A 20190-nucleotide genomic window follows, 5' to 3' on the forward strand; every position below is an offset into this window, starting at 1 on the left:
GCCAGCTCCTCGCTTTACTGCCCTTCGCCGAACTTGTCGGCGATGAGCGCCAGCAACGCGTCCATGGCCTCGCGCTCCTGGGGACCGTCGGTCTGCAGCACGACTTCGGAGCCGATGCCGGCGGCCAGCATCATCACGCCCATGATGCTCTTGGCGTTGATGCGGCGCTCGCCCCGGCTCATGTAAACGTCGCACGGAAAGCTGCCGGCGAGCTTGGTCAACTTGGCCGAGGCGCGGGCGTGCAGGCCCAGTTTGTTGATGATGGTGGTGGTTTCGCTGATCATGGACAGGGGCAACGCAAAGAAGGGGCCGACAGGGCGCTCTCCACCCGCATGACGCCGGCCTTGCCGCCATCGACGGCGCGCGAGACGAGGCTATCGAGCGCCTCATGGCGGTAGCACAGCGCGCGCAGCAGCATCGGCAGGTTCACCCCCGTGACCAGGGCGTAATCCGTCTGCGCCTGCACCAGGCGCTGGGCCACGTTGCAGGGCGTGGCCCCGAGCACGTCGGTCAGCACCAGGGTTTGCGGCTGGGGTGGCACCGACGCCAGCAGCGCCTGCGCGGCCGCCAGGCTGTCCTCGGGCGCCTCGTGCGCGGGCACGTCGAGCACCAGCAGCTCGGCGGCGCAATCCGGAAACACATGGGCAGCGCAAGCGTGCAGGGCCTGCGCCAGCGGGGCGTGGGTGAGGAGGAGGATGCGCGTACTCATGGCATGGGTGTTAGCCCTGGCATTATGCGGGCGTCCCAGGCGCTGGCCGACAATGCGAACTTATCGCCAGCGGTGCAGTCGCACCCAGGCAACACCCTTTTTCTCTTTGTTTTTCACGTTCACGCTATGGCCATCAAACAATGGATTGCAGGTGCCGCGCTGGCCGCTTTTGCCGCCGTCGGCGCGTATGTTTACCTTGGCGCCGGTCAGCAGGCGGCGCCGCAGTCCACCTTCGTGCTGCTCGACGGCAGCCAGCAGAGCACGGCCGACCTGCGCGGCAAGGTCACGCTGGTGAACTTCTGGGCCACCAGCTGCACCACCTGCGTGGCCGAGATGCCCGACATCGTCGCCACACACAAAAAATACCAGGCCCAGGGCTACGACACCCTGGCCGTGGCCATGAGCTACGACCCGCCGCAGTACGTGCTCAACTTTGCGCAGTCGCGCCAGCTGCCGTTCAAGGTGGCGCTCGACCACACCGGCGCCGTCGCCCGCGCCTGGGGCGACATCAAGATCACGCCCACCACCTACCTGGTGAACAAACGCGGCGAGATCGTCAAAAGCTACGTCGGCGCACCCGACTTTGCCGAGCTGCACCGCCTGATCGAAAAACTGCTGGCCGAAGCCTGAGCGCAGTACACTGGGCTTTTGCCCTCTGCCCCACCCCCGTGGCTCCTGCGCCTGCCATTACCCTCTGGACACCGACACAGCCGAGCGAACTCGACGCTGTGCGCGCAATTTTTCGTGAATACGCCGCCAGCCTGACGGTCGATCTGGCGTTCCAGGACTTCGAGGCCGAACTCGCCGCCCTGCCCGGCGACTACGGCGCGCCACGCGGCCTGCTGCTGCTGGCCAGCGTCGATGGCGCCATCGCCGGCTGCTGCGCCCTGCGCCCGCTCGACGGCTGCGACTACCCCAACGCCGCCGAGATGAAGCGCCTGTACGTGCGCCCCGCCTTTCGCGGCCTCGGGCTGGGGCGCCAGCTGGCCGAGGCGACGCTGGACGCCGCCCGCCTGGCCGGCTATGCCAGCGTACTGCTCGACACCCTCGACGAGATGGAGTCGGCACGCGCGCTCTACGCCGAGCTGGGGTTTGAGGAGATTCCGCCCTACTACCACAACCCCGTGGCTGGCGCCCATTACCTCAAAGCCGATTTGGAATAAAAATGGCGCTAACCCTTGTGGGGCAAGCGCCAGAAGCTATCGATTAGATAGCGAAATCAAGCCTGCGCTTGTGCCAGCAGTGTGCCCGCGTCGCTGACCTCGAACTTGCCCGGGGCTTCGTTGTTGAGCTGGCGCACCACGCCGTCCTTGACCAGCATGGAGTAGCGGTTGCTGCGCAGGCCCAGGCCCTTGCCGCTCAGATCGAGCGTCAGACCCGTGGCCTTGGCGAAGACGGCATCGCCGTCCGCGAGCATCCGCACCTTGCCAGCGGCCTGCTGCTCGCGCCCCCAGGCGCCCATGACGAAGGCGTCGTTCACCGCCAGGCACCAGATTTCATCCACACCGGCAGCCTTGAACGCCGCCACCTGGGCGATATAGCCCGGCAGGTGCTGGGCCGAACAGGTGGGCGTGAAAGCGCCCGGCACCGCCAGCAGGGCAATGGTTTTGCCGGCGCTGGCGGCGCGCACGTCCACCGGATTCGGGCCGATGCTGCAGCCGTTGCCCTCGACTTCGACGTACTCCATCAGCGTGGCGGCGGGCAGGGTGTCTCCAACCTTGATCATGGCAATTTCCTTTCCAAAGGCCCCCTGGGGGCAAAAAAAAAACGACCCACGCATTGTGGGTCGTTTCCTCAGGCATTGCTGCCCAGGGGCTGATTGGGCTTAGACCAGAGCAGCCTTTTGCACCAAGCGGGTGACAACCCAGTTCTTGGTCTTGGAGAGCGGACGGCTTTCCGTGATCTCGATCACGTCGCCCATCTTGTACTCGCCGTTTTCATCATGGGCGTGGTACTTGCTCGAACGCACCACGATCTTGTCGTAGAGCGGGTGCTTGACGCTGCGCTCGACGAGCACGGTCACGGTCTTGGCACGCTTGTCGCTGACCACCTTGCCAATCAAGGTGCGCTTGAGGGATTTTTTAGCTTCCGTCATGTCGGCTCCTTCGATTACTTGGCAGCTTGCTTTTCAGCAAGGATGGTCTTGGCGCGGGCGATGTCGCGGCGGGTAGCCTTGATCGTCGCCGTGTTGCCCAGTTGTTGCGTGGCCTTTTGCATACGCAGACCAAAGTGGGCCTTTTGCAGGGCTTTCACTTCAGCTTCGAGGGCAGCAACGTCTTTTTGGCGGAGTTCAGCAGCTTTCGTCATGTTGATCTCCTTAAGCACCAATTTGACGGGTCACGAAGGTCGTGCGCAGGGGCAGCTTGGCAGCAGCAAGGCGGAAAGCCTCGCGTGCCAGCTCTTCGGGCACACCGACGATCTCATAGAGCATCTTGCCGGGCTGGATCTCAGCCACGTAGTACTCAGGGTTGCCCTTACCGTTACCCATACGGACTTCGGCAGGCTTGGTCGAGATCGGCTTGTCAGGGAAGACACGGATCCAGATACGGCCACCGCGCTTGACGTGGCGCGAAATCGCGCGACGGGCGGCTTCGATCTGGCGGGCCGTGAGGCGGCCGCGATCGGTGGACTTCAGGCCGAAGTCGCCGAAGGACACGGCGTTGCCACGGGTGGCGATGCCGGTGTTGCGGCCTTTTTGTTCCTTACGGAACTTGCGGCGTGCTGGTTGCAGCATGTTTATTCTCCTTTACCGTCCGCAGCAGCGGGCGCGGCTTTGTTTACGCGCTTAACGGAATCGGCACCGGCGCCAGCGGGCTTGTCGCTGCCATCGGCAGGTGCGGCGTTGGTGCCTGCAGGGCGGCGGCCACCACGGCCAGCGCCATCACGGCGACCGTCACCACGGCCATCGCGACGCGGGCCACGCGGGCGACGTTCGTCGTCAGGACGCGGCGTCTCGACCGCCGGCACAGCGCCACGGCCCAGGGTGTCGCCCTTGTAGACCCACACCTTGACGCCGATCACACCGTAGGTGGTCTTGGCTTCGGAGGTGCCGTAGTCGATGTCGGCGCGCAGGGTGTGCAGCGGCACACGGCCTTCGCGGTACCACTCGGTACGGGCGATTTCGATGCCGTTGAGACGACCCGAGGACATGATCTTGATGCCCTGAGCGCCCAGGCGCATGGCGTTCTGCATGGCGCGCTTCATGGCGCGGCGGAACATGATGCGCTTCTCGAGCTGCTGGGTGATCGAGTCAGCGATCAGCTTGGCATCGATTTCGGGCTTGCGCACTTCTTCGATGTTCACAGCAACGGGCACGCCCAGACGGGTTGCCAGTTCCTTCTTGAGCAGCTCGATGTCTTCGCCCTTCTTGCCGATCACGACGCCCGGACGTGCCGAGAAAATCGTGATGCGGGCATTCTTGGCGGGGCGCTCGATCAGGATGCGCGACACCGCAGCGTTCTTGAGCTTGGCCTTGAGGTACTCGCGCACCTTCACGTCTTCGGCCAACATGCCGGCGAAGTCGCGGTTGCTGGCGTACCAGCGGCTGGCCCAGTTACGGCTTACAGCAAGGCGAAAGCCGGTAGGATGGATTTTCTGTCCCATATTCTTCCTCTGGCCTTTTAGTTGCCAACAGTCACGTAGATGTGGCAGGTCGGCTTGCTGATGCGGTTGCCACGGCCCTTGGCGCGCGCGGTGAAGCGCTTGAGCGTGGTGCCTTGCTCGACGTAGATGGTCTTGACCTTCAGATCGTCGATGTCGGCGCCGTCGTTGTGCTCGGCATTGGCGATGGCCGATTCGAGCACCTTCTTGACGATCACGGCAGCTTTTTTCTGCGTGAAGGCCAGGATGTTCAGGGCTTGGTCCACTTTTTTGCCACGGATCAGATCCGCGACCAGGCGACCCTTGTCCACAGACAAGCGGACGCCACGGAGAACAGCACGTGTTTCAGACATGTTCTATTCCTTACTTCTTGGCTTTTTTGTCCGCAGGGTGACCCTTGAACGTACGGGTCAGCGCGAATTCGCCGAGCTTGTGGCCAACCATCTGGTCGGTCACATACACCGGCACGTGCTGCTTGCCGTTGTGCACGGCAATCGTCAGGCCGATGAACTCGGGCAGCACCATGGAGCGGCGCGACCAGGTCTTGACGGGCTTTTTATCCTTGGTGGCGATGGCCTTTTCGACCTTGGCCAGCAGGTGATGGTCAACAAACGGACCCTTTTTGATAGAGCGAGTCATTTGCTACCCCTTACTTCTTACGGCGCGACACAATCATCACTTGTGTGCGCTTGTTGTTGCGGGTGCGGTAGCCCTTGGTCAGGTTGCCCCATGGGTCAACAGCGTGACGGCCTTCACCGGTACGGCCTTCACCACCACCGTGCGGGTGGTCGATCGGGTTCATGGCCACGCCGCGCACGGTCGGGCGAATACCCATCCAGCGCTTGACACCGGCCTTGCCCAACTGGCGCAGGCTGTGCTCTTCGTTGGCCACTTCACCGATGGTGGCGCGGCATTCGATGTGGATCTTGCGCACTTCGCCCGAACGCATACGCACCTGGGCGTACACGCCTTCACGCGCCAGCAGCGTGGCCGACGTGCCAGCGGAGCGGGCGATCTGGGCACCGGCACCGGGCTTGAGCTCGATGCAGTGAATGGTCGAACCCACCGGGATGTTGCGGATCGGCAGGGTGTTGCCGACGCGGATCGGGGCTTCGGAGCCGCTCAGAATGGAGCTACCGACTTCCAGGTTGCGCGGGGCAATGATGTAACGGCGCTCGCCGTCGGCGTAGCACACCAGGGCGATGTGGGCCGAACGGTTCGGGTCGTACTCGATGCGCTCCACCTTGGCGGGGATGGCATCCTTGTTGCGACGGAAGTCCACCACACGGTAGTGGTGCTTGTGGCCACCGCCCTTGTGACGGGTGGTGATGTGACCGTTGTTGTTGCGGCCGGCCTTCTGGAACTGGGGTTCCAGCAGGGCTGCGAACGCTTCACCCTTGTGCAGGTGGTCACGCGAAATCTTCACCGTGCCGCGACGGCCGGGCGAAGTGGGTTTGAGCTTGATAACGGCCATGGTTTACGCAGCCTCCCCGGACAGGTTCAGCTCTTGACCTTCTTTGAGCGTCACGTAAGCCTTGCGCACGTTGTCGCGGCGGCCCATCGTTTTGCCAAAGCGCTTGGTCTTGCCTTTGGTATTGACCACAGAAACGCCCTTGACTTCGACCTTGAACAGCAGCTCGACAGCGGCTTTGATCTCGGGCTTGGTGGCGTTTTGCAGCACTTTGAACGTCACAGCGTTGGACTTTTCGGCAACCATGGTGGCCTTTTCGGACACGATGGGAGCAACCAACACTTGCATCAGACGACCTTCGTCAAACTTGAGTGTGCTCATGCGAACATCTCCTTGAGTTTGTCGATCGCGCCCTTGGTGACGAGCACTTTCTTGAAGTGCACCAGCGACACGGGGTCTGCATAACGCGGTTCAACGACGAACACGTTCTTCAGATTGCGCGAAGCGAGGTACAGGTTTTCATCGACCTCGTCGGCGATCACCATCACCGATTCCAGGTTCATGGCCTTGAACTTGTCAGCCAGGACCTTGGTCTTGGGGGTTTCGACCTTGAGCGAATCGACCACAGCCAGGCGGCCTTCGCGCGCCAGCTGCGACAGAATGCAGGCCATACCGGCGCGGTACATCTTCTTGTTGATCTTCTGCGTGAAGTTTTCTTCAGGCAGGTTCGGGAAGATGCGACCGCCCCCACGCCACAGCGGCGAGGAGGTCATACCGGCACGTGCGTTGCCGGTGCCCTTTTGCTTGAAGGGCTTCTTGGTCGAGTGGCGCACCTGCTCGCGGTCCTTCTGGGCACGGGTGCCCTGACGGCCGTTGGCGCGGTAGGCGACGACGATCTGGTGGATCAGGTCTTCGTTGTATTGGCGATCGAACACGGTCTCGGGAACGTCCACCTTGGACGCGGCCTGGCCCTGTTCATTCAGGAGTTCGAGCTGCATTAGTTCGCTCCTTTGGAAGCTTTGGCCTTGATGGCGGGACGCACCGTCACGAAGCCACCCTTGGAGCCCGGAACAGCGCCCTTGATCAAGAGCAGTTGACGCGCTTCGTCGATACGAACCACGTCGAGGTTTTGGGTAGTCACGGTCTCATCGCCCATGTGACCAGTCATCTTCTTGCCAGGGAACACGCGGCCCGGATCCTGCGCCATACCGATGGAGCCAGGAACGTTGTGCGAGCGGCTGTTACCGTGCGAGGCGCGCTGCGAACCGAAGTTGTGGCGCTTGATGGTGCCGGCGTAGCCCTTACCGATGGAGGTGCCTTGCACGTCCACTTTCTGGCCCACGGCGAAGACGTCAGCGACGGGCACGGTGGCACCAGCAGCGTACTTGCCAGCAACTTCAGCGGTCACGGGGAATTCGCGGATGATTTCACCGGCTTCGACACCTGCCTTGGCGAGGTGGCCGGCTTCAGGCTTGGTCACACGCGAAGCTTTGCGTGCGCCGAACGTGACCTGCAGGGCCACGTAGCCATCGTTCTCTTGGGTTTTGACCTGGGTCACGCGGTTGTTGGACACATCCACCACCGTGACGGGAATGGCTTCCCCGTCATCGGTGAACAGACGCATCATGCCCACCTTGCGGCCCAGCAACCCGAGGGAGTTGCACAGACTCATTGGTTTTCTCCAGAGCTTTCACCGCCGCAACTTCAATTGGCTGCGCCGTTTACACCTTGCTCGCCCATGGGCTTGCGTGCTGTGAAAGAGGGTTATTAAAGCTTCGCCCACCCCAAAGGGATAAGCGAAGCCGCAAAGTATAACGCGGACTGCTTTTGCAAGCAAGCCCGCGTCATACTGGGGTTGCAGTGCCCGCTAACGGGCACTGCAAAGCGGCATTACTGCAGCTTGATCTCGACGTCCACGCCGGCCGGCAGGTCGAGCTTCATCAGCGCGTCCACGGTCTTGTCGGTGGGATCGACGATATCCATCAGGCGCTGGTGCGTGCGGATTTCGAGCTGGTCGCGGCTGGTCTTGTTGACGTGCGGCGAGCGCAGGATGTCAAAACGCTTCATGCGCGTCGGCAGGGGCACGGGGCCCTTGACGATGGCACCGGTGCGCTTGGCGGTGTCAACGATCTCGGCAGCGGACTGGTCGATCAGCTTGTAATCGAACGCCTTGAGGCGGATGCGGATTTTTTGCTTGGACATAGGTATTCCTGACGTACGTGAGGATTACGCAATGATCTTGGCAACCACGCCGGCGCCGACGGTACGGCCACCTTCGCGGATAGCGAAGCGCAGACCTTCTTCCATGGCGATGGGGTTGATCAGCTTGACGGTGATCGACACGTTGTCGCCAGGCATGACCATTTCCTTGTCGGCCGGCAGCTCGATGGAGCCGGTGACGTCGGTCGTGCGGAAGTAGAACTGCGGACGGTAGTTGTTGAAGAACGGGGTGTGGCGGCCGCCTTCGTCCTTGGAGAGCACGTACACCTCAGCCGTGAAGTGGGTGTGCGGCTTGATGGAGCCGGGCTTGCACAGCACTTGGCCGCGCTCGACGTCTTCGCGCTTGGTGCCGCGCAGCAGCAGACCGACGTTGTCGCCAGCCTGGCCCTGGTCGAGCAGCTTGCGGAACATTTCCACGCCCGTGCAGGTGGTCTTTTGCGTGTCGCGGATGCCGACGATTTCGATTTCTTCGCCGACCTTGATGATGCCGCGCTCGACGCGGCCGGTCACCACGGTGCCACGGCCAGAGATGGAGAACACATCTTCCACGGGCATCAGGAAGGCACCGTCCACAGCGCGCTCAGGCGTGGGGATGTAGGTGTCCAGGGCTTCGGCCAGCTTCATGATGGCTTCTTCGCCGAGCTTGCCGGTGTCGCCTTCCAGGGCCAGCTTGGCCGAGCCACGGATGATGGGGGTGTCGTCGCCGGGGAAGCTGTACTTCGACAGCAGTTCGCGCACTTCCATTTCGACGAGTTCGAGCAGCTCTTCGTCGTCCACCATGTCGCACTTGTTCAGGAACACGATGATGTAGGGCACGCCCACCTGGCGGGCCAGCAGGATGTGCTCACGGGTCTGGGGCATCGGGCCGTCAGCGGCCGAGCACACCAGGATGGCGCCGTCCATCTGGGCAGCGCCGGTGATCATGTTCTTCACGTAGTCGGCGTGGCCGGGGCAGTCCACGTGGGCGTAGTGGCGGCCAGCGGTTTCGTACTCGACGTGCGAGGTGTTGATGGTGATGCCACGGGCCTTTTCTTCGGGCGCGTTGTCGATCTGCGAGTAGTCCTTGGCTTCGCCGCCGAACTTCTTGGACAGCACGGTGGCGATCGCTGCGGTCAGCGTGGTCTTGCCATGGTCCACGTGGCCGATGGTGCCAACGTTGACGTGCGGCTTAGTCCGCTCAAATTTCTCTTTTGCCATATCAATCTCTCCAAAGAGCAATGCCTGTGTGGGGGTTTAACGTCTGCACCCGGTTGCTCAATCCCCCCGCACAGGACAACAAGGGGGCACCGGGTCGCAGATTGCAAAAATTCTTTTGCTATTGAATTAATAGCTGCTTGCGCTTGCTGGATAAGCGCAAACGGCTATTTTTTACCTAATCAGAGGTATCCGAGAAAATTCGCTGCGCGAATTCGATCCGACACCCCCAGTCAGAGGTGCCCGAGCAAATTCGCTGCGCGAATTTGGTCCGGCACCTAGGCATTATTTTGCGCGGGCAGCAACAATGGCTTCGGCCACGTTGCGCGGGGCTTCGGCGTAATGCTTGAATTCCATCGTGTAGGTGGCACGGCCTTGCGTCATGGAGCGCAGCGTGGTGGCGTAGCCGAACATTTCGGACATCGGCACTTCGGCCTTGATGGCCTTGCCGCCGCCGACCATGTCGTCCATGCCCTGCACCATGCCGCGACGGCTGGAGAGGTCACCCATCACGGTACCGGCGTAGTCTTCAGGCGTCTCGACTTCCACGGCCATCATGGGCTCGAGGATGACGGGGCTGGCCTTGCGGGCAGCTTCCTTGAAACCGAAGATGGCGGCCATCTTGAACGCCTGCTCCGACGAGTCCACGTCGTGGTACGAACCGAAGGTCAGCGCAACCTTCACGTCCACCACCGGGTAGCCGGCCAGCACGCCGGCCGTCAGGGCTTCGATCACGCCCTTTTCGACTGCCGGGATGTACTCGCGCGGCACCACGCCGCCCTTGATTTCGTCCAGAAACTCAAAGCCCTTGCCCGGCTCGTTGGGTTCCAGGCGGAACACGACGTGACCGTACTGGCCCTTACCACCGGACTGGCGCACGAACTTGCCATCCACGTCCTTGACGGTATTGCGGATGGTTTCGCGGTAGGCCACCTGGGGCTTGCCGACGTTGGCTTCGACGTTGAACTCGCGCTTCATGCGGTCCACGATGATTTCCAGGTGCAGCTCGCCCATGCCGGCGATGATGGTCTGGCCCGACTCTTCGTCGGTACGCACGCGGAACGACGGATCTTCGGACGCCAGGCGCGACAGGGCAATACCCATCTTTTCCTGGTCAGCCTTGGTCTTGGGCTCGACGGCCTGCGCAATCACGGGCTCGGGGAAGACCATGCGTTCGAGCGTGATCGGGCTGTCCACGTCGCACAGGGTTTCACCGGTGGTCACATCCTTGAGGCCCACGCAGGCAGCGATGTCGCCAGCGCGGATTTCTTCCACTTCGATACGCTCGTTGGCGTGCATCTGCACGATACGGCCGATGCGCTCTTTCTTGCCTTTGACCGAGTTGTACACCGTGTCGCCCTTGGAGAGCACGCCGGAGTACACACGCACAAAGGTCAGCTGGCCGACGAAGGGGTCGGTCATGAGCTTGAACGCCAGGGCCGAGAATTTCTCGCCGTCGTCCGCCTTGCGGGTGATTTTTTTCTCTTCGTCGTCGGGGTCGGTGCCGCCCACGTCGTCGATGTCCACGGGCGAAGGCAGGTAGTCGATCACGGCGTCGAGCATACGCTGCACGCCTTTGTTCTTGAACGCGGTACCGCACAGCATGGGCTGAATTTCGGTGGCGATGGTGCGGGTGCGCAGGCCCAGCTTGATCTCGGCTTCGGACAGGTCACCCTCTTCAAGGTACTTGTTCATCAGCTCTTCGCTGGACTCCGCAGCGGCTTCGATCATGTTCTCGCGCCACTTCTGGGCGTCCGCAGCCAGCTCGGCCGGGATGTCAGCGTAGTCAAACTTCATGCCCTGCGAAGCCTCATCCCACAGGATGGCCTTCATCTTGAGCAGATCGACCACGCCCTTGAAGTTGTCTTCAGCGCCAATCGGGATCACCACGGGCACGGGGTTGGCCTTCAGGCGCAGCTTCATCTGGTCGTAGACCTTGAAGAAGTTGGCGCCGGTACGGTCCATCTTGTTGACGAACGCCAGACGCGGCACCTTGTACTTGTTGGCCTGACGCCAGACGGTTTCCGACTGCGGCTGCACGCCACCCACGGCACAGTACACCATGCAGGCGCCGTCGAGCACGCGCATGGAGCGCTCCACCTCAATGGTGAAGTCCACGTGGCCGGGGGTGTCGATGATGTTGAAACGGTGTTCGGGGTAGGACATGTCCATACCCTTCCAGAAGCAGGTCACGGCGGCGGACGTGATGGTGATGCCGCGCTCTTGCTCCTGCTCCATCCAGTCGGTGGTGGCCGCGCCGTCGTGCACTTCGCCCAGCTTGTGGGTCACGCCGGTGTAGAACAGGATACGCTCGGTGGTGGTGGTCTTGCCGGCGTCGATGTGGGCCGAGATACCGATGTTACGGTAACGCTCGATGGGGGTTTTGCGTGCCATGGTGATGGTCTTTCGTTAACGGCCAAGAGCCCGGTCGTCCAAAGGGTGACGAGCGGGCTCCCGGCCTTCGAGGGGATGCGAGGATTAGAAGCGGAAGTGGCTGAAGGCCTTGTTGGCTTCGGCCATGCGGTGCACTTCGTCACGGCGCTTCATGGCGCCGCCACGGCCTTCGGTGGCTTCCATCAGCTCGTTGGCCAGGCGTTGGGCCATGGACTTTTCGCCACGCTTGCGGGCGGCTTCCTTGATCCAGCGCATCGACAGGGCCAGGCGGCGCACCGGGCGCACTTCCACCGGCACCTGGTAGTTGGCGCCACCCACGCGGCGGGATTTCACTTCCACCATGGGCTTGACGTTGTTGATGGCCGTGGTGAACACCTCCAGGGCATTCTTCTCGGGCTGCTTCTTCTCGATCAGCTCCAGGGCGCCGTAAATGATGCGCTCTGCAACTGCCTTCTTGCCGCCTTCCATGATCACGTTCATGAATTTGGACAGCTCGACGTTGCCGAACTTGGGATCCGGCAGGATTTCACGTTTGGGGACTTCGCGACGACGTGGCATTTTTTACCTCTATCTTTGCTTCAGTTGGCACCATTTCAGGCACCGCGAGAGCCAAACAACTGGACTCCCACTTACTCGACCCATGCAAAAACGACTGCACTTGGGGGTCACTACGCTGCACCACCGCGCCACGCGGGGCCAGCACCGAAATTGTCAAAGCGACAGGGCTTACTTGGCCTTGGGCTTCTTGGCGCCGTACTTGGAGCGCGACTGCTTGCGGTCCTTGACGCCTTGCAGGTCAAGCGAACCGCGCACGATGTGGTAACGCACACCGGGCAAGTCCTTCACACGGCCGCCGCGCACCAGCACGACGCTGTGCTCTTGCAGGTTGTGGCCTTCGCCGCCGATGTAGGAGATGACCTCAAAACCGTTGGTCAGGCGCACCTTGGCAACCTTACGCAGAGCGGAGTTAGGCTTCTTGGGCGTCGTGGTGTACACACGGGTGCACACGCCACGGCGCTGCGGGCAGTTTTCCATGGCGGGGCTCTTGGACTTGACAGTCTCGACCTCGCGCCCATGGCGAATGAGCTGGTTAATGGTTGGCATTAGATACGTCCCTAAACGTGAAAATGCTTAAAAAGCGAAAACGTGAAGCCCTTCGGAAAATTCCGAAAAGCCCTCAATCGTAGCAGCAGGGGCCGCGCTTGGCAAGCCCCCGCGCACCGCAGCCGGCTTACTTGATCCAGAGCCGAATGGCATCCCAGGCGCGGCCAAAGATGCCTGCCTGCTCCACACCCTCCAGAGCCACCAGCGGCACCTCGGCCACGGCCTGGTCACCGACCGAGACTTTGAGCGTGCCCACCTGCTGACCCTTGGTGATGGGCGCAATCAAGGGTTCCTGGCGCACGATGTGCGTGCTGACCTTGCCCGCACTGCCGCCAGGCACGGTGACGACGATGGCCTGCTCGCGGCCAATCTTGAGCTTGTTTTGCTTGCCCTTCCACAGCGCCGGCTCGGCCACGGGCTGGCCGGCGTCGAACAGCTTGACCGCGTCATACGCGGTGTAGCCCCAGTTGAGCAGCTTCTGGCTTTCGTTGGCACGGGCGTTCTCGCTGGCCGTGCCCAGAACGATGGAGAGCAGGCGGCGCTGGCCCACCTGGGGAAAGTCGCGCTTGGCGGTGGACACCAGGCAATAGCCAGCGGCGGCGGTGTGGCCGGTCTTCAGGCCATCGACGCTCGGGTCACGAAACAGCAGCAGGTTGCGGTTATTGCTGTTCGATGCCGGTGTGCCCTCGTAGCGGTACTGCTTGGTCGAGTAGTAATGCAGGTACTCCGGAAAGTCCTGCATCAGGCGCGTTGCCAGCGTCGCCAGGTCGCGCGCCGTGGTGGTGTGGCCGGGCTCGGTCAGGCCCTCGGGGTTTTTGTACTGCGTGCCATTCATGCCCAGGGCCTTGGCCTGCTCGTTCATGAGGCGCACAAAGTTTTCTGCCGTGCCGCCCACGCCCTCGGCCAGGGCCATGGTGGCGTCGTTGCCCGACTGCACGATCATGCCCTTGAGCAAATCGTCCACCGGCACCTGCATCTTGGGGTCGATGAACATGCGCGAGCCCGGCATCTTCCAGGCGCGCTCGCTCACGGGCAGTTTTTGCTCCAGCGTGATTTTTTTGGCGCGCAGGGCATCAAACACCAGGTAGCCGGTCATGAGCTTGGTCAGCGACGCCTGCTCCACCGGCGCGTCGATGTCCTTGGCGGCCAGCACCTGGCCAGCGGTCACGTCCACCAACAGGTAGTTGCGGGCGGCAATCTCGGGCGGTTGGGGCGCACTCACTTGCGCAAAAAGCACGGCGGGCAGGGCCGCAGCAGCGGCCAGCACCAGGGCGCGCAGGGCGGGACGGGGTTCAATCATGGCAAAACCTTTGCAAAAAGAGGGGTCAGCACTGCGTCTGCAGATGGCGCAGCACCAGGTTTTTCAACAGCGGCAGCTGGCCGTGGAAGAAATGCCCGCCGCCGGGCACCACGGTCACGGGCAGCAGCTGCGGCCGCGCCCAGTCCATGACGCTCGCCAGGGGCACGGTCTCGTCGTGCTCGCCGTGCACCACCAGGGTGCGCAGCTGCGCCTCGGGCGGCACGGGCGCCACGTCAAAACGGCTCGCCGCCGTGCCCACCAGCACGGCGTGCTGCACGCCGCGCTGCGGCCACAGCTGCTGCAGTGCGTGGCTGGTGACGAAGGCACCAAAGGAAAAGCCGGCCAGCGCCAGCGGCCCTTGGGGTGCGCTTTGCTGCACCACGGCGAGCAAATCGTCGAGCTCGCCCGCTCCGGCGTCGTAATGGCCGTCCGAAGCACCCACGCCCCGAAAATTAAAGCGCACCGCCTGGTAGCCGCCAGCGACAAAGGCGCGCGCCAGCGTCTGCACCACCTTGTTCTCCATGGTGCCGCCAAACAGCGGGTGCGGGTGGGCAATGACGGCGACGCCGCGCACGGCAACGCCAGCGGGCGGCAAGTCACGCAGCGCCTCGATGGCGCCCGCAGCACCCACCAGGCTCAGGCGTTCAGTCTGGGCATTCAAAATACTATCCTTTTGATAGCTGCTCGCGCTTATCTGGCAAGCGCCAGCAGCCTATAGAGCAGGTTTTAGCGCCCGAGTTCCGGCGGCGTCAGCAGGCGCTCGACCACCTGGCCGTTTTTCAGGTGCGACTCGACGATCTCATCAATATCAGCGGCATCGACGTAGGAGTACCACACGCCCTCGGGATAGACCACCGCCACCGGGCCGGCGGCGCAGCGGTCAAGGCAGCCGGCCTTGTTCACGCGCACCTGGCCCACGCCGGCCAGGCCCAGGGCCTTGACCTGCGCCTTGCAGCGCTCGAACGCAGCCTGCGCGCCGTGCTGGGCGCAACAGGCTTCGCCATTGGCGCGCTCGTTGGTGCAAAAGAAGATGTGGCGGGCGAAATACGGGGGGCGGGCATCAGTCATGGGGCGCGATTGTAGGTTCGCCGCCCCGGCGCTCGCGCCGCGACAGGCGCAGCACCAACACCAGCAACGTGGCATAGGGCCAGAGCCAGCCGAGCCACTGCGACAGGCCATAAAAGCGCACAAAGCGCCCCTGCTCCCACTGCTGCAGGGTTTGCGCAAAGTAGGCGCTGGTCGGCGCCTGGTTGAGCAGGCTCAGGTGCAGCACCAACGCCAGCAGCGCCAGCGCCGCGCAGGCGCGCACCGGCAGCAGCAAGGCCAAGAGCAGCAGCACAGGCGCGAGCGCCAGGCCCAGGCGCACGGGCAGGCTGCCCAAACCGTCCCACGCATGTTGCGGCCCCCAGGCCAGGGCGGCAGACAAGGCCGTGACCGCCACGCCCAACGCCAGCATCACCAGGGCAAAGCGCACCCGCCGCCCGCGCTGCGCCATCACGCTGTAGCCCAGCAGCCCCGGCACCAGCAGGCCCAGCAGCACGCACAGCACCTCGGTGCTGCGTGCCAGCGGCTCCAGCGGTGCGCCGCCCAGGGGCAGCCAGTCGAGAAACGGCGTGCCGTCGAGCACCTCGGCGGCAGCGGCCTCCAGGCGCTCTTGCACCTGGCCCAGGCCAAACGGCAAGGCGGTGGGGAACAGCAGCGCCGGCGGCCACAGCGCCAGCAACACCAGCGCACCATGCGCCTGCGGCACGAACCAGCGCGCCCGAAAGCGCGCCCAGTGGTCGATGGCGCCCGCGCGTTCGAGCAGCGCCGCCAGCAGCGCGCCCAACAGGCTGCCGCCGCTGTTGAGCAGCCAATCGAGGTTGGAGGACACGCGCTGGGGCAGGTAAATCTGCAAAAACTCCAGCGCCAGCGACAGCAGCGCCCCCGCCAGCGCCGCCAGCACCCAGGCGCTGCGCCGCCAGCCCGAGCGCATCAGCGCCAGCGCGAGCAAAAAACCCAGCGGCGCGTAGCCAGCCCAGTTGGCGTTGACGTCAAACCAGGTCCAGTACGGCGGCGGAATGGGTGCGGCCCAAAACTCCCAGGGCGAAATGCCCTGCGCCCGCCAGCCGCCAAACGGAAACAGGCTGGCAAAAACGATCAGCGCGGCATAGCTGAGCGCCAGCGGCCAGGCGATGGTTTTGTGTGCCACGCCGCCATCCAGGTTTAAAACGGCTTGAGCACCACCAGCAGCACGGCGGCGACCAGCAGCAGCACCGGGATTTCGTTGAACCAGCGCAACCACACATGGCTGCACCGGCAGGCATTGGCCGCGAACTGGCGCAGCAGGCGCGCGCAGTAGCCGTGGTAGAGCACAGCCAGCACCACCACCGAGAGCTTGGCGTGCAGCCAGCCGTTGCCCGGGCCGCGCCCAATGCCGTAGCCCAGCCACAGCCACAGGCCCAGGCCGATGGCGGGCACGGCCAGCAAGGTGCTAAAGCGCAGCAGCTTGCGCGCCATCAGCAGCAGGCGCTCGCGCTCGGCCACCGAACCCGGCGCCACCATGGCCAGGTTGACGTAGATGCGCGGCAGGTAGAACAGGCCAGCGAACCAACTGGCAATAAAGACGATGTGAAAGGCTTTGACCCAGAGCATGGCGGGCAGTGTAGGGGCAAAAAAAGCCCGGCGCGGGGCCGGGCGAGTAAGCCTGCTGGGCCTTGCAGCCGTCCCAGGCCCCGCTCAGGGAGGAAAAGCGGGGGGCGGCAAGCCGCCCGCAGGCAATCTAGCACCCGCCGGCGGGCGCTGCAAGGGCGCTTTCCTGCACCCCCAGGGCCGCCTCCAGCGCCGCCCGCAGCCGCGCGGCAAAAAGCGCGACGCTGGGCGCCTGGGCACACAAATCGGCGCAGCTGACGGTGCGCGCCTGCACCGCCGCCAGGTCCTGCGGCTGGCCCAGGGCCTGGCACAGCAGCGCCCAGTCGGGCGGCGCGACCAGGGTGCCGGCCACCAGCAGCACGCCGTGGCGCTGGCGCCGCTGCGCCAGGCCGACGAGCTTGCGCCCCTGCTGCACGTCCACCACCTCCCAGGGTGCCAGGCTGCCGTAGCAGGCCCAATCGACCACCGGCCCCAGGCGTGCGTTGCCAGCGGCGACCTCATCGCCCGGCAGGGCGCGGCTGGGCACGCCCAGCTGCTGCAGCACCTGCACGTGCAGCTCGCCCAGGGCGCGGTAGCTGTCGGGCAGGCGCCCTTGCAGCCAGGGGTGCGTGGGTGGCAGGGCGACGGAGCAGCTGACCATCCACGGCCCGGTCAACACCGCGCCGCCGCCCGAGGGCCGCTGCAGCAGCTCCCAGCCCTGCGGCCAGCGCGCGCGCGCTGCCTCCAGGTGCTGGCGCTGGGCGCAGCCAAGGACGACGGCGGGGGCGTCGAAAGTCCATACCCGCCAGCGCGGGGCGGGCAGGGGCGCTTGCATTTGCAGGTGGTTCCAGGCCTGCTCCTGGGCGATGGTGGCGATGGCGGCTCTCCGGCGAAAGCCCCAAGGCTAACGCAGCTATCGCACAATCGGCGCCCATGCATCTGTCCAGCCCTACCCCCTTCCCGACGAATCGCCCGCGCCGCCTGCGCCGCGATGCCTTCACCCGCAACCTGGTGCGCGAGCACCGCCTGTCGGCGCACGATTTCATCTACCCGGTGTTCGTGCACGCGGGCGAGAACCGCCGCGAGGCCGTGCCCTCCATGCCCGGTGTGGAGCGCCTGTCGCTCGACCTGCTGCTGCCCGTGGCGGCCGAATGCATGCAGCTGGGCATTCCCTACCTGGCGCTGTTCCCGGCCATCGACGGCGCGCTCAAAACGCCCGACGGCAAAGAGGCGCTCAACCCCGACGGCCTGATCCCGCAGGTGGTGCGCCGCCTCAAGGCGGAGTTTCCGCAGCTGGGCGTGATGACCGACGTCGCACTCGACCCCTACACCAGCCACGGCCAGGACGGCGTGCTCGACGACACGGGCTACATCATCAACGACGAGACCGTCGAGCTCCTCGTCGGCCAGGCGCTGGCGCACGCCGAGGCTGGCGTGGACATGGTCGCGCCCAGCGACATGATGGACGGGCGCATTGGCGCCATCCGCGAGGCGCTGGAGGCGCACGGCCACATCCACACCCGCATCATGGCCTACAGCGCCAAGTACGCCAGCGCCTTCTACGGCCCGTTTCGCGACGCCGTGGGCACGCGCGGCGCCCTGGGCAAGGCGGATAAAAACGTCTACCAGATGGACCCGGCGAACACCGACGAGGCGCTGCGCGAGGTGGCGCTCGATATTGCCGAAGGCGCCGACATGGTCATGGTCAAGCCCGGGATGCCGTACCTGGACATGGTGCGCCGCGTCAAGGACGAGTTCAAGGTGCCGACCTTCGCCTACCAGGTGTCGGGCGAGTACGCCATGCTCAAGGCCGCCGCCGCCCAGGGCTGGCTCGACCACGACGCCGTGATGCTGGAGGCGCTCTTGGCCTTCAAGCGCGCCGGTGCCGACGGCATCCTCACCTACTTTGCCCGCGACGCGGCACGATTGCTACAAAAACAATAGCTGCTTGCGCTTATCTGGCAAGCGCTGGAGGCTGATTTGACCCCTGCTTTTCGCGTATTCCACCTGCAACCCGGCCAGGGCGTGCGCGAGCTCGGCGCCCTGCCCAGCGCGCCGCCGGCGCAGGGCTTTTACTGGCTCGCCTGCACGCGCAGCGCCTTGCAAGAGGCCCTGGAGCCGCTGCAGGCGGCGCTGCAGGCCGTGACGGGCCAGCCGCTGGTGGACCTGCACGTCTCGGACCTGCTCAACGCCCAGCGGCCCTCGGGCTACGACTACACCCAGCACTACGACCTGCTGGTATTTCGCCGCCTGGTGGCCAGCGCCAACCCCGAGCAGCCGCCCGAATCCAGCGCCCCCCGGCGCGGCGGCCCGCCGGTGCTGCGCCGCATCGACACCAGCCCGCTGGGCTTTGCCCTGTTCGACCAACTGCTGCTGTCGGTGCACCCCGAAGATTGCGTGGTGCGCGAAGCCTACGCCGCCCGGCTGCTCGCCGCCCAGCCCACCGACCCGCGCGAAGGCCAGGCCAGCGCCGGCGCGCGCCTGCCCGCCAGCAGCGCCGACCTGATGCTGCGCACCCTGGGCTACATCGTCGATGGCTTTCTGGAGCTGCGCCGCGAGCTCTCGCGCCAGCTCGACCACTGGCAATCCGAGCTGCTGCTGCCCAGGACGCGCTTTACGAACTGGAGTGCCCTGCTCGATGCGCGCCTGGCGCTGCACGAGCTCGACGAAGTGTGCGAAGACCAGCGCAGCGCGGTGCAGGACTGGATCGAGGCCCTGGAAGAATGGCAGGCGCCCGAGCACGCACAGGCGCTGCGCGAGCTCGACCTGCTCAAGGTGCGCAGCCGCGACCTGCTCGAACACATCGAACGCGTCGCACACCACGTGCGGCGCCTGGAGAGCAGCACCGAAACGGCCGTGCAGATGCATTTCAGCGTGCAAAGCAACCGCACCAACGACATCATGCGCACCCTCACCGCCGTGACGGCGGTGTTCCTGCCGCTGAACCTGGTGGCTGGCATTTTCGGCATGAACTTCGATGTCCTACCGCTGATTCACCAGCAGCACGGCTTTTGGTGGGCCCTGGCCAGCATGGCTGGCATGGCGCTGGCGCTGGTGCTGTTTTTCTGGCGCAAACGCTATCTGGCGCGCAGCGAGCGCTAACAAGTCTTGGCAGGTTACGCCACGGCGGCGGGGGCCAGGTCGTCGTCGCCACAGGTGCTGCTGCAGCCGTGGATCAGCTCCCCGGGCAGGGCCTCGGGGCGGGCGAGCTGGCCGCTGGCGGGGTCGTAGCCGACCTGCTGCAGGTGCTGCGCCAGGGCGGCGTCCATGCTGTCGGCGTGAATCGGGAACCAGTGCACCAGCTCCGCCGCCATCGAGCGCACCAGCGCCAGGTTGCCGGCCGCGCCCTGCTTGGCGCCTTCGCGCATGACCTTGAGCACGGCCGCGTGCTGGGTACTGTGGCAGTTGCCGGCGGCAAAGCGCGTGGCCGCCATCCAGAAGTCTTCCTGGTCGAAATGCTGCTGCGTGTGCGCGATCAGCGCCTGCCAGGCGGGCAGCAGGGCGGCATCGTCTGCGGCCTCGACCTCGGCCAGCAGGGCGACGAATTCGCGGTGTGTGTCATCCATGCGCGCCACGCCCAGTTCCAGGGCGGGCGACCATTCCAATGCAGCCATGCGGACAAATTCCTTGGTGTTCTCAACGGGGGCG

Annotated in this window: 29 protein-coding genes; 4 read left to right on the forward strand and 25 right to left on the reverse strand. The window is 64.5% G+C overall.

Features of this window, described 5'->3' with window-relative positions; translation table 11 throughout:
- Positions 1–14: 14 nt before the first annotated feature.
- Positions 15–284, reverse strand: a complete 270-nt coding sequence (locus tag G7045_RS13630; RefSeq protein WP_166160125.1) for an HPr family phosphocarrier protein — start codon at positions 282–284, stop codon at positions 15–17.
- Positions 281–709 (reverse strand): PTS sugar transporter subunit IIA, encoded by a 429-nt coding sequence (locus G7045_RS13635; RefSeq protein ID WP_166160126.1) that lies wholly within the window; start codon positions 707–709, stop codon positions 281–283. The genes G7045_RS13630 and G7045_RS13635 overlap by 4 nt, the downstream gene beginning before the upstream one ends.
- 126 nt (positions 710–835) lie before the next feature.
- On the opposite strand from G7045_RS13635, the gene G7045_RS13640 reads away from it, so the two are divergent.
- Positions 836–1339, forward strand: coding sequence for a TlpA disulfide reductase family protein (locus G7045_RS13640; protein WP_166160127.1), 504 nt, complete (start codon positions 836–838; stop codon positions 1337–1339).
- 38 nt (positions 1340–1377) lie between these two features.
- Entirely contained in the window at positions 1378–1872 is a 495-nt protein-coding gene (locus G7045_RS13645; RefSeq protein WP_166160128.1) for a GNAT family N-acetyltransferase, read from the forward strand.
- Between the two features lie 56 nt (positions 1873–1928).
- On the opposite strand, the gene G7045_RS13650 is transcribed toward G7045_RS13645, so the two are convergent.
- The 22 genes from G7045_RS13650 to G7045_RS13755 all read right to left on the reverse strand — a co-directional run bounded on the left by G7045_RS13650 (position 1929) and on the right by G7045_RS13755 (position 17377).
- Positions 1929–2435, reverse strand: coding sequence for a peroxiredoxin (locus tag G7045_RS13650; protein WP_166160129.1), 507 nt, complete (start codon positions 2433–2435; stop codon positions 1929–1931).
- A gap of 99 nt (positions 2436–2534) precedes the next feature.
- A complete protein-coding gene (gene rpsQ / locus G7045_RS13655) occupies positions 2535–2804 on the reverse strand; it encodes a 30S ribosomal protein S17 (RefSeq protein ID WP_166160130.1) in 270 nt (89 codons plus the stop codon).
- 14 nt (positions 2805–2818) lie between these two features.
- Complete coding sequence (gene rpmC / locus G7045_RS13660; RefSeq protein WP_166160131.1) at positions 2819–3016, reverse strand: 50S ribosomal protein L29; 198 nt, start codon at positions 3014–3016, stop codon at positions 2819–2821.
- 10 nt (positions 3017–3026) lie between these two features.
- The gene (gene rplP, locus G7045_RS13665; protein WP_166160132.1) at positions 3027–3443 is read right to left on the reverse strand and encodes a 50S ribosomal protein L16; all 417 of its coding nucleotides are present in this window, start codon (positions 3441–3443) and stop codon (positions 3027–3029) included.
- 2 nt (positions 3444–3445) lie between these two features.
- Positions 3446–4312, reverse strand: coding sequence for a 30S ribosomal protein S3 (gene rpsC / locus G7045_RS13670; protein ID WP_166160133.1), 867 nt, complete (start codon positions 4310–4312; stop codon positions 3446–3448).
- A gap of 17 nt (positions 4313–4329) precedes the next feature.
- Complete coding sequence (gene rplV / locus G7045_RS13675; protein ID WP_166160134.1) at positions 4330–4662, reverse strand: 50S ribosomal protein L22; 333 nt, start codon at positions 4660–4662, stop codon at positions 4330–4332.
- A gap of 10 nt (positions 4663–4672) precedes the next feature.
- Positions 4673–4948 (reverse strand): 30S ribosomal protein S19, encoded by a 276-nt coding sequence (gene rpsS / locus G7045_RS13680; protein WP_166160135.1) that lies wholly within the window; start codon positions 4946–4948, stop codon positions 4673–4675.
- 10 nt (positions 4949–4958) lie between these two features.
- Positions 4959–5783 (reverse strand): 50S ribosomal protein L2, encoded by an 825-nt coding sequence (gene rplB / locus G7045_RS13685; RefSeq protein ID WP_166160136.1) that lies wholly within the window; start codon positions 5781–5783, stop codon positions 4959–4961.
- A gap of 3 nt (positions 5784–5786) precedes the next feature.
- Positions 5787–6101, reverse strand: a complete 315-nt coding sequence (rplW, locus tag G7045_RS13690) for a 50S ribosomal protein L23 (protein ID WP_166160137.1) — start codon at positions 6099–6101, stop codon at positions 5787–5789.
- Entirely contained in the window at positions 6098–6718 is a 621-nt protein-coding gene (gene rplD, locus G7045_RS13695) for a 50S ribosomal protein L4 (RefSeq protein WP_166160138.1), read from the reverse strand. The genes rplW and rplD overlap by 4 nt, the downstream gene beginning before the upstream one ends.
- Complete coding sequence (rplC, locus tag G7045_RS13700; RefSeq protein WP_166160139.1) at positions 6718–7392, reverse strand: 50S ribosomal protein L3; 675 nt, start codon at positions 7390–7392, stop codon at positions 6718–6720. Before rplC ends, rplD begins: the two co-directional genes overlap by 1 nt.
- 218 nt (positions 7393–7610) lie before the next feature.
- The gene (gene rpsJ, locus G7045_RS13705) at positions 7611–7922 is read right to left on the reverse strand and encodes a 30S ribosomal protein S10 (RefSeq protein ID WP_005796953.1); all 312 of its coding nucleotides are present in this window, start codon (positions 7920–7922) and stop codon (positions 7611–7613) included.
- Positions 7923–7946: 24 nt separating this feature from the next.
- Entirely contained in the window at positions 7947–9137 is a 1191-nt protein-coding gene (gene tuf / locus G7045_RS13710; RefSeq protein WP_166160078.1) for an elongation factor Tu, read from the reverse strand.
- Between the two features lie 282 nt (positions 9138–9419).
- Positions 9420–11528 (reverse strand): elongation factor G, encoded by a 2109-nt coding sequence (fusA, locus tag G7045_RS13715; protein WP_166160140.1) that lies wholly within the window; start codon positions 11526–11528, stop codon positions 9420–9422.
- Positions 11529–11612: 84 nt separating this feature from the next.
- Positions 11613–12086 (reverse strand): 30S ribosomal protein S7, encoded by a 474-nt coding sequence (gene rpsG, locus G7045_RS13720; RefSeq protein WP_054258029.1) that lies wholly within the window; start codon positions 12084–12086, stop codon positions 11613–11615.
- 168 nt (positions 12087–12254) lie between these two features.
- The gene (gene rpsL / locus G7045_RS13725; protein WP_166160141.1) at positions 12255–12632 is read right to left on the reverse strand and encodes a 30S ribosomal protein S12; all 378 of its coding nucleotides are present in this window, start codon (positions 12630–12632) and stop codon (positions 12255–12257) included.
- Positions 12633–12759: 127 nt separating this feature from the next.
- Positions 12760–13932 (reverse strand): D-alanyl-D-alanine carboxypeptidase family protein, encoded by a 1173-nt coding sequence (locus G7045_RS13730; RefSeq protein WP_166160142.1) that lies wholly within the window; start codon positions 13930–13932, stop codon positions 12760–12762.
- A gap of 25 nt (positions 13933–13957) precedes the next feature.
- Positions 13958–14593: an alpha/beta hydrolase gene (locus G7045_RS13735; RefSeq protein WP_166160143.1), complete on the reverse strand. Its 636-nt coding sequence runs from the start codon at positions 14591–14593 to the stop codon at positions 13958–13960.
- A gap of 65 nt (positions 14594–14658) precedes the next feature.
- Positions 14659–15000: a ferredoxin gene (locus G7045_RS13740; protein ID WP_166160144.1), complete on the reverse strand. Its 342-nt coding sequence runs from the start codon at positions 14998–15000 to the stop codon at positions 14659–14661.
- Positions 14993–16123, reverse strand: coding sequence for a VanZ family protein (locus G7045_RS13745; protein ID WP_166160145.1), 1131 nt, complete (start codon positions 16121–16123; stop codon positions 14993–14995). The genes G7045_RS13740 and G7045_RS13745 overlap by 8 nt, the downstream gene beginning before the upstream one ends.
- Positions 16124–16137: 14 nt before the next feature.
- Positions 16138–16566, reverse strand: a complete 429-nt coding sequence (locus tag G7045_RS13750) for a CopD family protein (RefSeq protein ID WP_166160146.1) — start codon at positions 16564–16566, stop codon at positions 16138–16140.
- Between the two features lie 127 nt (positions 16567–16693).
- A complete protein-coding gene (locus G7045_RS13755; RefSeq protein WP_240919235.1) occupies positions 16694–17377 on the reverse strand; it encodes a ligase in 684 nt (227 codons plus the stop codon).
- Positions 17378–17475: 98 nt separating this feature from the next.
- Here G7045_RS13755 and hemB point away from each other — a divergent pair, with 98 nt between their 5' ends.
- Both hemB and G7045_RS13765 read left to right on the forward strand, forming a co-directional pair.
- Entirely contained in the window at positions 17476–18486 is a 1011-nt protein-coding gene (hemB, locus tag G7045_RS13760) for a porphobilinogen synthase (protein ID WP_166160147.1), read from the forward strand.
- A 36-nt stretch (positions 18487–18522) separates the two neighbouring features.
- On the forward strand, positions 18523–19644 hold the full coding sequence (locus tag G7045_RS13765) for a magnesium transporter CorA family protein (protein ID WP_205737196.1): 1122 nt from the start codon (positions 18523–18525) through the stop codon (positions 19642–19644).
- 14 nt (positions 19645–19658) lie between these two features.
- Here G7045_RS13765 and G7045_RS13770 read toward each other — a convergent pair whose 3' ends face one another.
- Complete coding sequence (locus G7045_RS13770; protein WP_166160148.1) at positions 19659–20156, reverse strand: hemerythrin domain-containing protein; 498 nt, start codon at positions 20154–20156, stop codon at positions 19659–19661.
- Between the last annotated feature and the right edge of the window lie 34 nt (positions 20157–20190).

The sequence above is a fragment of the Acidovorax sp. HDW3 genome (assembly GCF_011303755.1).
GTDB lineage: Bacteria > Pseudomonadota > Gammaproteobacteria > Burkholderiales > Burkholderiaceae_C > Paenacidovorax.